This window comes from Amycolatopsis deserti (genome assembly GCF_014653945.1).
GTDB lineage: Bacteria > Actinomycetota > Actinomycetes > Mycobacteriales > Pseudonocardiaceae > Amycolatopsis_E > Amycolatopsis_E deserti.
Genome location: NZ_BNAU01000001.1, coordinates 1,687,725 through 1,701,879, shown reverse-complemented (window position 1 = coordinate 1,701,879; position 14,155 = coordinate 1,687,725). Strand labels below are relative to the sequence as shown.

Below are 14,155 nucleotides of genomic sequence, written 5' to 3'. Positions count from 1 at the left end.
GATTCGGGCAGGCTGAGCCGGTGACGGATCCGCACTGGCCCGACGTCCGGCGATTCCTCGACGTCGAGGTGATGGGGGCGCTGCCGGACGGCCACGTGCCCCTGACGGCCGTGCAGGACTGGCGGGCGCTGCTCGATCTCGTGGTGTCCCGGGGCTGGCCGCACTCCTACGTGGCGGACGGAGAGCCGGGACCACCGCCGAGCGTCGAAGCGATGCTGGGTGGCACGGGAGTGCTGCGGGTGTGGCCCGAGCCCGGCTGCCAGGTGAACTTCTGGCCGCTCGAGCCCGGCTCGATCGATTTCGACATCGACCTGCGCGAGCTACGGGGTCAGCGGGGCGTGGAAGCGCTCTGCCGTCTGTTCGCGACGCTGGGCCGTCACCTCGGCAAACCGGTGCTGCTCTGCCCCGAAGGCGACGACCGGCCGGTCCTCGCCTTCGACCTCGGGGCGGACCGGGTGGTGGTCGTGCCCGGTGCCGGGACGGTGTGAGCGCCCCTCAGCCCTGGCGCGCCTGGAGCAGCTCCTCGACCGCCTTCGGGAGCGTCGTTTCGAAGTCCAGCAGCTTCGCCCAGTCCGGGGTGACCGTGATGACCACCATCTGCTCGTACAGCGCGCGCACGCCCTGCTCCCAGGACTCGAACACATCGGCCGGCGTCACCTTCCGGCTCGCCTCGATGTAGGCGTCCGGCACGCCGTCGACCAGCTCCAGGTGCGCGGTGCCGCGGATCAGCAGCACGCGGGGCGGCCACGGGCTCACGTAGTCGATGGTGATCGCCACCCGGGGGTTGCGCCGCAGGGCCGGGACCTTCGCCGAGCCGGGCACGGTGGCCATGACCACGTTCGCGCCGTCGTACCAGAACCCGATCGGGATCACCCGTGGCGCGCCGTCCAGCCCGTCGTAGGCCAGCCGCGCGGGGATGTCCGAACGCAGCAGCTGCTGTGCGATCGGCTTGGCCAGTTCCGCGGTGACATCCATGTCCGTCTCCTCCGGTTCGTTGTGTGTCACGCCGGGGACGGAGCCGCGTCCGCGTTCTCGACATCGCTCACGCCAGAAGTGGCGCGAGTTGCCCGGCGTGGTCGCGCACCAGCGCCACCAGCTCGGCGTTCGGCTCGGCGACCCGCTCCGCCGGGCCGCTCACCGCCAGCCCCGCGACCAGCTCGCCGGTCACCACGTCCCGGATCGCCACCGCCAGGCACCCCTTGCGTTCCAGCAGCTCACCGCACTGCCGCGCCATCCCGCTGCGCGCCACCTCGGCCAGTTCGGCGTCCAGCCGGTCGGCGTCGACGATCGTGCGCTCGGTGAACGACCGCAGCTCCCGCACCACCGCCCGCCAGTCGGCCTGCTCGGCCAGCAGCAGCTTGCCCAGCGCGGACACGTGCGGGTACCGCGCGAGCAGCGCCCCGTCCGACGGCGGGTGGTCGGGGTCCGGATCGACCAGCGTCAGCCGCCCGGTCCGGTAGGACGCCAGGTGCACACCCCACCGCACCCGCTGCCGCAGGTGCTCCACGATCGCCCGCGCGGCCGCCGGCGGGCGCACCGTCACCGGCATCGCCAGGCGCCCGGCGCGGCGGCCCAGCGCGAACCCCCGCAGGTCCGGCAACCGCACCAGGTACTCCTCGCCGACCAGCAGGTTCAGCAGCCGGTAGGTCGTCGCCGGGGGCAGTTTCAGCGCCGCCGAAATCTCCTTCGCCGTCACGCCCGGCCCGGCCGCCACGACCTCCTCCAGCACGGCCAGCGCGCTGCGCACCGCCTTCGGCTGGCGGCCCGACAGCGGCGTCTCGGGGCTCACCGCTCGCCGCCCAGCAGATCGGCCTCGGACGTCTCGTCGTAGATCCCGATCCGCGCCAGCTGCCGCGGCCGCCGCCGGCGCAGCCACGCGAACCACGCCAGACCGCCGAGCGCGAACAGCCCGAACACCGCCGGATACGGCCCGCCCAGGTTGTCGGCGGTGAACACCACCAGCGCCGCCAGCAGCGCTGGCGCGGTGATCGCGCTGACCACCAGCACCCCGCGGGTCAGCTCGCCGATCCGGTACAGGAACACCGGCGCCGCCACACACACCAGCAGGTACGCCACCAGGTACCCGAACACCGCGACGTTGAGCAGCGTGACGAACACCGACGTGGTGCTCATCCCGGCCGCCATCAGCACCACCGGCACCACCGCGACCGGCGGCAGCACCGCGAGGATCGCGACGTGCGGCGTCCGGTACCGCGGGTGCGTCCGGCCCAGCGCCGCGGGCGCCACACCTTCGCGGCCCATCGACAACAGCACCCGCACCAGCGCGCTGCCGGTCGCCAGCGTGCACGCCAGGAACGACGCCGCGATGCCCAGGTCGAGCAGGTAGGACAGCCACGGCAGCTGCTGCAGCGCGGCCAGCGTGCTCACCGGCTCGGCCTGCCCGGCCAGCCCGCCCGGCAGCGCGCCCAGCCCGATGACCTGCGTGTACGCCGCCACCAGGTACAGCACCCCGCACAACGCGGCCGTGCCCTGCACCGCGCGCGGCACCGTGCGGAACGGCCGCCGCGCCTCGACCCCGAACGACGCGGCCGCCTCGAACCCGATGAACGCGCCCAGCGCGGGCAGCACCCCGGCGGCGATCCCGCCGACCCCGCGGTCCGGCGTGGCCGGCGCCAGCTCCGGTCCGACGCGCGCCAGCAGCAACCCGAACACCACCAGCATCAACGAGATCGACACCGCCTCGGTGACCAGCACGACCGTGGCCGACAACCGCACGCCCCGCAGCACGCACGCCGTGGCCAGCGCGCCCAGCACCAGCACCAGCGCCGCCACCAGCCCCCAGCCCAGGTCCACCCCGACCCGCCGCAGCACGTCTTGCAGGTAGACGCCGGATCCGGTGAGCGCGGCCATGGTCAGCAGGCCGTAGCCGACCAGCAGCGCGCCGCCGCACGCGAAGGCCGTGACCGGGCCGAGCCCCTTCGCGGTCAGGCTGTACAGCGACCCGGCGGCGGCCATGCGGCGCGTGAACTGGGCGATGCCCAGGCCGATGAGCAGCGCGAGCACCGTCGCGACGACGAACGACCACAGCACCCCGGTGCCGGCTCCGGCCGCGGCGACCGCGGGCGCGGCCGCCATCGCCGCCGACGGCGCCGCCGCCGAGATCGACTGCGCGAACACCTGGAGCGGGCCGAGGTTGCGGCGGTCGAGCCCGGACATCGGGGACTCGCGCCGCAGCGGCGGCAGCACCCGGGGTGGCAGGGACATCCAGCTCTTCCTCCTCTGTGGACGGTAACCTGGGACTGTAACTCCGGGGTCACGCCGCGGCACATGCCTCGTGACGTCAAATGAGAATTTTCCCCGGCCCGTTCCCGCGTTGGGAGAACGCCGCCGCGGGAGTTCCCGGTGCCGGAGACCGGGGTTTGACCCGGGACTGACGGCGGCGCAACGTTGCTGCTCAACGCTGTGCAGCCGTCACCGGAAATCCCCGCTGAGTCCCCGGAGGTCTCATGGATACGCCACGGTCGCTGACCGGTTCGCTGGGCGCCGGCTCCATCGTCTTCATGGTCGTCGCGGCCGCCGCGCCGCTCACCGTCGTCGCCGGCAGCGTGCCGCTGGGCGTCGCGCTCGGCAACGGCGCCGCATTCCCCGCCACCTTCGTGCTGTGCTGCGTGGTCCTGCTGCTGTTCGCGGTCGGGTTCTGCGCGATGAGCCGTCACGTCCCCAACGCCGGGGCGTTCTACGCCTACATCCGCGAGGGGCTGGGCCGCGCGCCAGGCCTCGGCGCGGCGTTCCTCGCCCTGGTCACCTACACCGCGGTGCAGCTGGCCGTCTACGGCTACCTCGGCGCCGCCCTGGACGGCCTGGTCCAGCACTACGGCGGTCCCGCGCTGCCGTGGTGGGTGTGGTCGCTGGCCGCGCTCGCCGTGGTCGGCGTGCTCGGCTACCGGCACATCGACCTGAGCAGCAAGGTCCTCGGCGTGCTGCTGCTGTGCGAGGCCGGGATCGTGCTGGTCTTCGACGCGGTCGTGACCGTGCGTGGCGGCGAGGCCGGACTGTCCACGGCGTTCCTGCAGCCGGCTCAGATCGGCTCCGGCTCGGTGGGCATCGCGATCATGTTCGCGATCGCGAGCTTCATCGGGTTCGAAGCCACCGCGGTGTTCCGCGACGAGGCCCGCGACCCGGCCCGCACGATCCCGCGCGCCACCTACCTGTCGCTGCTGCTCATCGCCGGGTTCTACACGCTGTCCAGCTGGGCGGTCGTCTCGGCGTGGGGTGATGCGGGCGCGGTCGAGCAGGCCGGCGCCGACCCGGGGAACATGCTCATCACCACGGTGGGCCGCTACCTGGGCACCGCGGGCGCCGACGTCGTCCAGGTCCTGCTGGTCACCAGCCTGTTCGCCGCGCTGCTGTCGTTCCACAACGTCATCGCCCGGTACGCGTTCTCGCTCGGCAACTCCGGCGCGCTGCCCGCCGTGTGCGGACGCAGCCACACCCGGCACGGTTCGCCGCACGTCGCGTCGCTGGCGCAGTCGGCGAGCGCGGTCGTGCTGATCGCGGTGTTCGCCCTGGCCGGGATGGACCCGGTGACCCAGGTGTTCTCGTGGATGGCCGGCACCGCGACCCTCGGTGTGCTCGTGCTGATGACGCTGACCTGCCTGGCCGTGGTGGTGTTCTTCCGCCGCACGCGGGTGGACCGGCGCGCCTGGCACACGTTCGCCGCGCCGGTGCTCGGCCTGGCCGGACTGGGCACGTGCCTGGTGCTGACCGTGCTCAACTTCCCGACGCTCATCGGCGGCTCGTTCGGCCTGGCCGCCGTCATCGCCGCCGTGCTCGTCCTCGCGTTCGCCATCGGGGCCGTGCTCTCGGCCGTCCTGCGCTCGCCCGCCACCGAACCCGCCCTCGCCTGAAAGGATCGTCGATGACACTCGCCGAAGAACGCACCACCACCACGCACCCGCTGGACCCGATGACCGCCGACGAGGTCCGCGCGGTCCGCGAGATCCTCGCCGCCGCCGGCCTGCTGGGCGAATCGGTCCGGTTCGCCTTCCTGGCGCTGGAGGAGCCGGCCAAGGCCGCGGTGCGCGCCCATCAGCCGGGCGACGAGGTGGACCGCCGGTTCCGCGCGATCCTGCTCGACCTGGCGGACGGCTCGTCCAAGGACGTGGTCGTCTCCGCCACCCGGTCCACAGTGGACGAGCTACGGGAGATCGACCCGGTCACCGACGGTCAGCCGCCGATCATCGACACCGAGTTCGAGCTGATCGAGGACATCCTGGGCGCCGAGCCGCGGTGGACCGACGCGCTGCGCAGGCGCGGCCTCGACCCGGCCACGGTGCGAGCGGTGCCGCTGTCCGCGGGCTCCTACGACCACCCGGAGGAGACCGGCCGCCGCGTGGTGCGGGCGCTGGGCTTCCAGCAGTTCCACGAGAAAGACCACCCGTGGGCGCACCCGGTGGACGGGCTGGTCGCCTACGTCGACCTGACCGCTCGCGCGGTGACGAAGGTGATCGACCACCGGGACCTGCCGGTGCCGCAGGAGCCGGGCAACTTCGACGACCCGGCGCAGACCGGGCCGCACCGCACGAGCCTCAAGCCGATCCGGATCACCCAGCCCGAGGGCCCGAGCTTCACGGTCGAGGGCAGCCGGGTGCGGTGGCAGAACTGGGACCTGCGGCTGGGCTTCAACGAGCGGGAAGGCCTGACCCTGCACGAGATCTCGTTCCACGAGCGGCCGGTGCTGTACCGGGCGTCGGTGGCCGAGATGGTGGTGCCCTACGCCGACCCGTCGCCGGTGCGGTTCTGGCAGAACTACTTCGACTGCGGCGAGTACATGTTCGCCCGCTACACCAATTCGCTCGAGCTGGGCTGCGACTGCCTGGGCGAGATCCGCTACTTCGACGCGGTGGTGGCCGACGACCTCGGCCAGGCGCGCACCATCCGCAACGCGATCTGCATGCACGAAGAGGACTTCGGCGTGCTGTGGAAGCACAGCGACATGTTCGCCGGCTCGCACGAGACGCGGCGGCAGCGGCGGCTTGTGGTGTCGTTCTTCACCACGATCGGCAACTACGACTACGGCTTCTACTGGTACTTCTACCTCGACGGCACGATCGAGCTGGAGGCCAAGGCCACCGGCATCACGTTCACCTCGGCGTACCCGGCCGAGGGCCACTCCTACGCCACCGAGATGGCGCCCGGCCTGGGTGCGCCCTACCACCAGCACCTGTTCTGCGCGCGGCTGGACGTCAGCGTCGACGGCGACCGCAACGCCGTGGACGAGGTCGACGCGGTGCGCGTGCCGGTGAGCGAGGCCAACCCGTACGGCAACGCCTTCCGCGAGGCCCGCACCCGGCTGACCCGGGAGTCGGAGGCGGCGCGCGCGGCCGACAACACCCGGGGGCGCGTGTGGCACATCGTCAACCCGGACCGGCAGAACCGCTTCGGCCGCAACCCGGCGTACGTGCTCTACCCGGAGGGGCAGCCGACGCTGCTGGCGGACGAGTCGTCGTCGGTGCACGCGCGGGCGACGTTCGCGACGAAGCACCTGTGGGTGACCCGCTACTCCGACGCCGAGCGCTACCCGGCCGGCGACCTGGTGAACCAGAACCCCGGCGGCGCCGGGCTGCCCGCGTGGACCGCGGCGGACCGGGACATCGACGGCGAGGACATCGTGCTGTGGCACACCTTCGGGCTGACGCACTTCCCGCGCCCGGAGGACTGGCCGGTGATGCCCGTGGACTACACCGGGTTCAAGTTGAAGCCGGTCGGTTTCTTCGACCGGAACCCGACGCTGGACGTGCCGCCCTCGGCGCAGGGCCACTGCCACGGCGGGTGAGCCAGCGCGCGTGATCCGGCAGGCCGTCGCCGCGGTCCCGGGCCCGCAACAGGGCTTCGGTGAACGCGGCGACGGCCGGCGGCCGCGGCCGGGACGGGTCGCGCACCAGGGCGATCGTGCGCTCGGCGCGCGGCCCGTCCAGGGGCCGGTGGCGCAGCCCGGCGAAGGCGACCAGCGGCAGCACCAGCCCGGGGATCGCGGACACGCCCAGCCCGGCGGCGGCGAGCCCGGCCACCGCGGCGATGTTGCGTGCCTCGATCGTGCGGCCGGGCACCACCCCGGCTTCGGCGAGCGCGTGGTCGACCAGCGGCCGGATGCTGCTGCCGGGGGAGAACGCGATGAACGGCTCGCCGGAGATCTGCTGCCAGGACAGCGTTTCCGCGTCCGCGAAGCGGTGGCCGGGCGGGAAGACGCAGCAGCACTCGTCGGCGGCCAGCGGCTGCACCTCCAGATCGCCGGGCGGCTCGCCGACGACCGTGACCGCGAGGTCCACCGCGCCGGAGCGCACGCGGGTGAGCACCTCGTCGGACAGGCAGTCCTCGATGGACAGTTCGACGTCCGGCAGTTCCCGCCGGTAGCGGGCGATCACCGGCGGCAGCAGGATCGCGGCCAGCGACGGCAGGGTCGCCACCCGGACGTGCCCGCGGGTCCCGGCGAGGAATCCGGTGAAGTGCCGCAGCCCGGCATCGAAGGAGGCCAGGACCTCCCGCGCGATCCGGGTGAACTCCACGCCCGCCGCGGTGGGCACCAGCCGGCGGGTGGTGCGCTCGAACAGCGGCACGCCCACCTTGCGCTCGACCTCGGCGACGGTGCGGCTCAGTGACGACTGGGCCAGGTGCAGCCGCTGGGCGGCCGTGGTGAACCCGCCGGCGTCGGCCACTTCGACCACGGCCCGGAGCTGCTGCACCGTCAGATCCATGCGCATGACGCATGAGTCTATGCGTAACTCTTGTTTGACCTCGATAGCTGTGATGCCGCAGAGTCGGCAGACGTCACCGTCGACAGCCACTGGAGGTCCCCGAGATGCTTGCCCTGGCGGGCTTTCTGACGATCGGCGTGTTCCTCGCCGGGGTGCTCTCGCGCCGCGTCTCGGTCCTGCTCGCGCTGACCGTCGTGCCGGTGCTGGCCGCGCTCGCCGTGGGGGCGGCCCCGCGCCTGGGCGAGCTGATCGGCAAGGGGCTCACCACGGTCGCCCCGGTCGCGATCATGATCACCTTCGCGGTCCTGTACTTCTGCCTGATGATCGACGCCGGCCTGTTCGACCCGGCCGTGCGGCGGATCCTGCGGTGGGCGAAGGGCGATCCGCTGAAGATCACCGTCGGGACCGCCGCGCTCACCGTGCTGGTCGCCCTCGACGGCGACGGCGCCTCGACGTTCCTGATCACGGTGTCCGCGCTGCTCCCGCTGTACCAGCGGCTCGGGATGCGGCGGCTGGTGCTCGCCGGGGTCGTCGCTCTCGGTGCGGGCGTGATGAACCTGGTCCCGTGGGGTGGTCCGACCGCACGGGCGATGGCGGCGCTGAACGCCGACAGCGGGCGGATCTTCCTGCCGCTGCTGCCCGCGATGCTGGCCGGGATCGCGTGGGTGCTCCTCGCCGCGTGGCTGATCGGACGGGCGGAACGCAAGCGGATCGGGGTGCTCGACCTGGAGGGCGAGATTCCGGCGGCGATCGTGGAACGCACCCGCGCCGATCGCGTGCGGTCCTGGGCCAACGTCGTGCTCACCCTCGCCCTGGTGGCCGCGCTGCTGGCCCAGGTGGCGAAGCTCGAGGTGCTGTTCGTCGGCGCGTTCGTGCTCGCCCTGCTGGTCAACCGTCCGAAGTGGAGTCAGCAGCAGGAGCTGTTCGAGCGGCACGGCCACAACGTGGTGCTGGTGACCACGATGATCTTCGCCGCCGGGGTGTTCACCGGGATCCTGTCCGGCACCGGGATGATCGAGGCGATGGCGCGGGCGCTGGTGAGCGTCGTGCCGGACTGGGCCGGAGGCGCACTGCCGGTGCTGACCGCGCTGACCGGGATGCCGCTGAGCCTGGTGTTCACCCCGGACGCCTACTACTTCGGGGTGATGCCGGTGCTCGCCGAGACGAGCGCGGCGCTCGGCGGTGATCCGGCGGAGGTCGCCCGTGCCGCGTTGCTCGGGCAGATGACCACCGGGTTCCCGCTCAGCCCGCTGACCGCGTCCACGTTCATCCTCGTCGGGATGGCGGGTGTGGACCTGGGCGAGCACCAGCGGTTCGTCTTCAAGTGGGCCTTCGGGACGACCGTGGTGATGACCGCCGTCGCCCTCGTCACGGGCGCGATCCAGGGGAGTGCATGAACTGCGTACGCATCGGTGGGGGAGCGGGGTTCGCCGGGGACCGGTTCGAACCCGCGGAAGCGCTCGCCCGCGACGGGGACTTGGCCGATCTCGTGCTGGAGTGCCTGGCGGAGCGGACGATCGCGCTCGGCCAGCAGCGCCGGCTCGCCGATCCGGACGCGGGCTACGATCCGCGGCTGGTCGCCCGGTTCGAGCGGCTGCTGCCGATCACCGCGGCGCGGGGCGTGCGGGTGATCACCAACATGGGCGCGGCGAACCCGCTGGCCGCCGGCCGGGTGACGGCGGACCTCGCCGCCCGTCTCGGGCTCGGGCTGACCGTCGCGGTGCTGACCGGCGACGACGTGCTCGACCGGATCGACCCGGCCGCCCCGGCCTTGGAGACCGGCCGCCCGCTGGCCGAGCACGGCGAGCTGGTGTCCGCCAACGCCTACCTCGGCGCGGAGCAGATCCTGCCCGCGCTGGAGACCGGCGCCCAGGTGGTGCTCACCGGACGCGTCGCCGATCCGTCGCTGTTCACCGCGCCCCTGGCCCAGCGGCTCGGCTGGGACCTTCGTGATCCGGCGCCGATGGCCGCCGGGACCGTGGCCGGGCACCTGCTGGAGTGCGCCGGCCAGCTCACCGGCGGGTACTTCGCCGACCCCGGCCGCAAGGACGTGCCCGGCCTGGCCGAGCTCGGGTTCCCGTTCGCCGACGTGCGCGCCGACGGGGGTGTCGAGGTGTCCAAGCTGCCCGGAACCGGCGGCCTGGTGTCGCGGGCGACGGTGCGGGAACAGCTGCTCTACGAGGTCACCGACCCCACCGCCTACCTGACCCCGGACGTCACGCTCGACCTGCGCGAGGTGACGGTCACCGAGACCGGGCCCGACCGGGTGGCGGTGCGCGGCGCGGTCGGCCGGGCGCGTCCGGAGCGGTTGAAGGTCAGCGTCGGCTACCGCGCCGGGTGGCGGGCCGAAGCCGGGATCTCCTACCAGGGCCCGGGCGCCCGGGCACGCGCCGAAATGGCCGCCGACGTGGTCGTGCGGCGGCTCGCGGGCATGCGGGTGCGAGCGGATGTGCTGGGGGCGGAGGGGTCGCCGGAGTGCCGGCTGCGGGTCGCCGCGTCCGCCGCGGACCGGGCCGGGGCCGAGGTCGTCTGCCACGAGGTGGAGGCGCTGTACACGAACGGGCCGGCCGGCGGCGGGGGCGTCCGGACGGCGGTGACGGAGGTGATCGGGATCGTGTCCACGTTGATCGACCGGGACCGCGTGGAGCCCGCGGTGACCGTGTTCGGGGGTCGGTCGTGCGGGTGATGTTGCACGAGATCGCGCACTGCCGGGCCGGCGACAAGGGTGACACGTCGATCCTGTCGCTGTTCCCCTACGACGACCGGCAGTTCGCGGACCTGGAGCGCGAGGTGACTGCGGAGCGGGTGCGGGAGCACCTGGCCGGCCAGGTGCGCGGCGAGGTCGTCCGGTACGTGCTGCCGAAGCTGTGCGCGCTGCAGTTCCGGTGCCGGCAGGCGCTCGACGGCGGGGTCACCACATCGCTCGCGCTGGACACCCACGGCAAGGGGCTGAGCTCGCGGTTGCTGTCGCTGGAGATCGAGCTGTCCGGCTAGCCTGGACCGCGTGTCCGCGGACGACTGGGTGCTGCACGTGGACCTCGACCAGTTCATCGCGGCGGTCGAGGTCGCCCGGCATCCCGAGCTGCGCGGCAAGCCGGTGGTGGTCGGCGGGTCCGGCAACCCGGCCGAGCGGGCCGTGGTGGCGACCGCGTCGTACGAGGCCCGCGAGTTCGGCATCCAGTCGGGCATGCCGCTGCGGCTGGCGGCCAAGCGCTGCCCGGACGCGGTGTTCCTGCCGGTCGACAAGGAGGCCTACGAGGAGGTCTCGGAACGGGTGATGGCCACGCTGCGGACCTTCCCGGTGGTCGTCGAGGTTCTCGGGTGGGACGAGGCGTTCCTCGGCGCCCGGGTGGCGGACCCGGAGGCGCTGGCGGCGGAGGTCAAGCAGCGGGTCGCCGAGCGGACCGGGATGTCCTGCGCGGTCGGGATCGGCGACAACAAGGTGCGCGCCAAGATCGCGACCGGGTTCGCCAAGCCGGGCGGGATCTACCGGCTGACGCGGGCGAACTGGGTCGAGGTGATGGCCGACCGGCCGACCGACGCGCTGTGGGGGATCGGGCGCAAGACGGCGAAGAAGCTCGCGGAGGCCGGGCTGACCACCGTGCGGCACCTGGGCACGGCCGACCCGGACGAGCTGGCGGCGCGCTTCGGTCCGACGATGGGGCCGTGGTACCGGCTGCTCGCCCAGGGCGCCGGCGACACCGAGGTGACGGCGACGCCGTACCTGGCGCGGTCGAGGAGCCGGGAGACGACGTTCCAGGCGGATCTGACCGACCGCGCGTCGGTGGAGGCGCAGGTGTCGGTGCTCGCGGCGCGGGTGGCCGAGGACGTCCTGGCCGAGGCCCGGCCGGCGGTGCGGATCGGGGTCAAAGTGCGGTTCAAGCCGTTCCTCACCTACACCCGCAGCGTGACGCTGCCCGCGCCGACGAGCGACCGGGGCGAGATCGAGCGCGCCGCACTGTCCTTGCTGGACCGTTTCGAGTGGACCCGCCCGGTGCGGTTGCTGGGCGTACGAGCGGAATTCCACCGCGACGAGTGACGCCTGCTCAGCGCCGGGTGCGGTGGTAGTGGCGGCGCGCCCGTTCCCGGTTGCCGCAATCGGCCGAGCTGCACCAGCGGCGGGAACCGTTGCGGCTGCGGTCCAGGAAGAGCCATCCGCAGCCCCCGTCCGCGCATTGGCGCAACCGCGTGAGGTCTTCGAACTGCAGCAGCCGCCACGTCTCCAGTGCGAGCGCGGCCGGCAGGTCCCGGGTGCCGTGCACTGGGATCCGCCATTCCAGCGGCACCACCGACGCCACCTCCGCCCGCGCGAGCGCGTCCACGATCAGCCGGCGCAGCGGTTCGGCGTCCGCGGCTTCCGCGCCGGTCGCCAGCGGCTCCAGTACCCGGTGCGCCGTCTCCCGCAGCGCACGGACCTCGGCCACGCCACCGTTCGCCACCACCGGAAATCCGGCCGCCTCGGCCCACCACCGCAGCGCCTCGTCGTCCGGCAGCCGCTCCTCGCGCCGCGCCGGATCCAGGCGCCACGCGACCGTGTTGACCAGGTCGAGCGCCACATGCCCGCCGACGAACATCTAACGAGCATATCGGCGTTTGCCTGTTAGGTCCACGGGTAGCCGAACGGGTATGCGACCTGCCTGGGGTGTCGCGACGGGGGCGCTGAGCGTCTCCGCCTCGGCCGTGCTGATCGAGCTGTCCGGGACCGCGCCGGGCACCGCGTCGTTCTTCCGGTGCCTGTTCGCGCTGGGCCCGCTGGCACTGCTCGCCCGCGCCGAACCGGGCGGCGCGCTCGACCGCGCCGAACGCCTCCGGGCCGTCCTGGCCGGCGCGTTGTTCGCCGGCGACGGTCTGCTGTGGACACAGGCGATCGGCGAGATCGGGGCCGGTCTGTCCACGGTTCTGGTCAACCTGCAGGTGGTGCTGGTACCGGTGATCGCGTGGGTGGCCGACCGGGAACCGGTGTCCCGCCGCTACTTCGCGGCGGTCGCGCTGGTGCTGCCCGGCGTGGTGCTCGCCGCGGGCGTGACCGGCGAGCCGGCGTCGGTGGCCGGCACGATCCACGCGTCACTGGCCGCGCTGTGCTACGCAGGCTTTCTGCACCTGTTGCGCCGCGGCGGGCGGGACGGGCGGACGCGGCGGCCGTACCTGGTGGTCACCGCGTCCGCGGCGGTCGTGTCGCTGGCCGCCGGGGCCCTCGGGTACGGGCTGGACCTGACGCCGGGGTGGGCCGCAATCGGCTGGCTGGTGGCCGTCGCGGTGTGCGGGCAGGTCGTCGGGTGGCTCCTGGTGGCGGCGAACACGCCCCGGATGTCCAGCGCGGCCGGGGCGGTGCTGCTCCTGCTCACCCCGGTGGGCGCGGTCGTGCTGGGCGCACTGGTGCTGGGGGAACGGCTGTCGCTGCCGCAGCTGCTCGGCTGCGGACTGGTCCTGGGCGGGGCGCTGGTCGCCGCCGGCGCTAGACCACCAGCAGCGTCTTCCCCTTCGCGGCGCGGTTTTCCAGCGCTCGGTGCGCGTCGGCGGCGCGGCTGAGCGGGAAGGTCTGCCCGATCACGGTGCGTACGGCGCCCCGGGCGGCCAGGCGCAGCATCCGTTCGGCGCGGGCGCGGCGGCCCGGGGCGTAGTCGTGCAGCTGCTCCAACCCGTAGGCGGTCACGCCGCGCTGGGCCACCTCCGCTGCGGGCACGGTGGCGCCGCCGGCCCACCCGTAGTTGGAGTACCGGCCGCTGGGCACGACCAGCTCGGCGGCCGCGCGGCCCAGGTCGCCGCCCACGCCGTCGAACGCCACGTCCACCGGCCCCACCCGGTCGGTCCACCCCGGCTCGCTGTAGTCCACCACCGCGTCCGCGCCCAGCGCCCGCACCGTCTCGAGCTTCTCCGCGCCCCGCGCCGCGCCGATCACCCGCGCGCCCGCCGCGTGCGCGAGCTGCACCAGCAGGCTGCCGAGGCCACCCCCGGCCGGCTGCACCAGCACGCGCTCGCCGCGGCCGACGCCCACCCGCTCGAACACCGCCAGCGCCGTGGCCCCGTCGTGCAGCAGCGCCATCGCCTCGCGCAACCCCACCCCCGCGGGGATGCGCATCAGCTGGGCGGGCGTCGCGACCACCTGTTCGGCGTACCCGCCGTCGACGTCGGCCAGCACCCACTGCCCGCACCAGGACGGGTCGACCCCCTCGCCGAGCTCGGTGACCTGCCCGGCCGCGCCCGCGCCGGGCACGTACGGCGGCGTCACCGGGAACAGGTGCCCGGCCTCGCCGCGGCGGATCGCCGTGTCGATCGACAGCACACCCGCCACCTTCACCTCGACGACGACCTGCCCGGGTCCCGGGTGCGGGTCGGGCACCGTCTTCACCCGCAGGACCTCGGGGCCGCCGAACCGCTCCGCCTCGATCACTCGCATGTCCCCAGGCTGCAACCTCCACCGCGCTGGAGGTCAAGCGTGA

The 14,155-nt window shown here is 73.5% G+C and carries 14 protein-coding genes; 8 read left to right on the top strand and 6 right to left on the bottom strand.

Annotated elements, in window-relative coordinates:
- Positions 1 to 20: 20 nt before the first annotated feature.
- On the top strand, positions 21 to 488 hold the full coding sequence (locus IE290_RS08250) for a hypothetical protein (RefSeq protein WP_191243837.1): 468 nt from the start codon (positions 21 to 23) through the stop codon (positions 486 to 488).
- Positions 489 to 495: 7 nt separating this feature from the next.
- Here the strand turns inward: IE290_RS08250 and IE290_RS08245 are convergent, their stop codons facing one another.
- The 3 genes from IE290_RS08245 to IE290_RS08235 form a co-directional block, all read right to left on the bottom strand.
- Positions 496 to 975 (bottom strand): pyridoxamine 5'-phosphate oxidase family protein, encoded by a 480-nt coding sequence (locus IE290_RS08245; protein WP_191243836.1) that lies wholly within the window; start codon positions 973 to 975, stop codon positions 496 to 498.
- A 67-nt stretch (positions 976 to 1,042) separates the two neighbouring features.
- Positions 1,043 to 1,789 carry an IclR family transcriptional regulator gene (locus IE290_RS08240; RefSeq protein WP_191243835.1) on the bottom strand — a complete coding sequence of 249 codons (747 nt, stop codon included), beginning with the start codon at positions 1,787 to 1,789 and terminating at the stop codon, positions 1,043 to 1,045.
- Positions 1,786 to 3,225, bottom strand: a complete 1,440-nt coding sequence (locus tag IE290_RS08235; protein WP_191243834.1) for an APC family permease — start codon at positions 3,223 to 3,225, stop codon at positions 1,786 to 1,788. The genes IE290_RS08240 and IE290_RS08235 overlap by 4 nt, the downstream gene beginning before the upstream one ends.
- A 242-nt stretch (positions 3,226 to 3,467) precedes the next feature.
- On the opposite strand from IE290_RS08235, the gene IE290_RS08230 reads away from it, so the two are divergent.
- Positions 3,468 to 4,868, top strand: a complete 1,401-nt coding sequence (locus tag IE290_RS08230) for an APC family permease (RefSeq protein WP_191243833.1) — start codon at positions 3,468 to 3,470, stop codon at positions 4,866 to 4,868.
- An 11-nt stretch (positions 4,869 to 4,879) separates the two neighbouring features.
- Positions 4,880 to 6,796 (top strand): primary-amine oxidase, encoded by a 1,917-nt coding sequence (locus IE290_RS08225; RefSeq protein WP_191243832.1) that lies wholly within the window; start codon positions 4,880 to 4,882, stop codon positions 6,794 to 6,796.
- Here the strand turns inward: IE290_RS08225 and IE290_RS08220 are convergent.
- A complete protein-coding gene (locus tag IE290_RS08220; protein WP_191243831.1) occupies positions 6,711 to 7,721 on the bottom strand; it encodes a LysR family transcriptional regulator in 1,011 nt (336 codons plus the stop codon). The two genes, IE290_RS08225 and IE290_RS08220, sit on opposite strands and share 86 nt — an antisense overlap.
- 98 nt (positions 7,722 to 7,819) lie before the next feature.
- On the opposite strand from IE290_RS08220, the gene IE290_RS08215 reads away from it, so the two are divergent.
- Genes IE290_RS08215 through IE290_RS08200 form a run of 4 tightly spaced genes read left to right on the top strand, consistent with a single transcriptional unit; the run spans position 7,820 to position 11,754 of the window.
- Positions 7,820 to 9,112, top strand: a complete 1,293-nt coding sequence (locus IE290_RS08215; RefSeq protein ID WP_191243830.1) for a CitMHS family transporter — start codon at positions 7,820 to 7,822, stop codon at positions 9,110 to 9,112.
- Positions 9,109 to 10,401, top strand: a complete 1,293-nt coding sequence (locus IE290_RS08210; protein WP_191243829.1) for an acyclic terpene utilization AtuA family protein — start codon at positions 9,109 to 9,111, stop codon at positions 10,399 to 10,401. Before IE290_RS08215 ends, IE290_RS08210 begins: the two co-directional genes overlap by 4 nt.
- Entirely contained in the window at positions 10,401 to 10,709 is a 309-nt protein-coding gene (locus tag IE290_RS08205; protein ID WP_229874308.1) for an AtuA-related protein, read from the top strand. The genes IE290_RS08210 and IE290_RS08205 overlap by 1 nt, the downstream gene beginning before the upstream one ends.
- Before the next feature lie 10 nt (positions 10,710 to 10,719).
- Positions 10,720 to 11,754: a DNA polymerase IV gene (locus IE290_RS08200; protein ID WP_191243827.1), complete on the top strand. Its 1,035-nt coding sequence runs from the start codon at positions 10,720 to 10,722 to the stop codon at positions 11,752 to 11,754.
- Between the two features lie 7 nt (positions 11,755 to 11,761).
- Here IE290_RS08200 and IE290_RS08195 read toward each other — a convergent pair whose 3' ends face one another.
- Positions 11,762 to 12,289, bottom strand: a complete 528-nt coding sequence (locus IE290_RS08195; protein ID WP_191243826.1) for a CGNR zinc finger domain-containing protein — start codon at positions 12,287 to 12,289, stop codon at positions 11,762 to 11,764.
- Positions 12,290 to 12,341: 52 nt separating this feature from the next.
- Between IE290_RS08195 and IE290_RS08190 the strand changes: the two genes are divergently transcribed.
- Positions 12,342 to 13,244, top strand: coding sequence for an EamA family transporter (locus IE290_RS08190; protein WP_191243825.1), 903 nt, complete (start codon positions 12,342 to 12,344; stop codon positions 13,242 to 13,244).
- Here IE290_RS08190 and IE290_RS08185 read toward each other — a convergent pair.
- On the bottom strand, positions 13,171 to 14,112 hold the full coding sequence (locus IE290_RS08185; protein ID WP_191243824.1) for a zinc-binding dehydrogenase: 942 nt from the start codon (positions 14,110 to 14,112) through the stop codon (positions 13,171 to 13,173). The genes IE290_RS08190 and IE290_RS08185 overlap by 74 nt on opposite strands.
- Positions 14,113 to 14,155 lie beyond the last annotated feature (43 nt).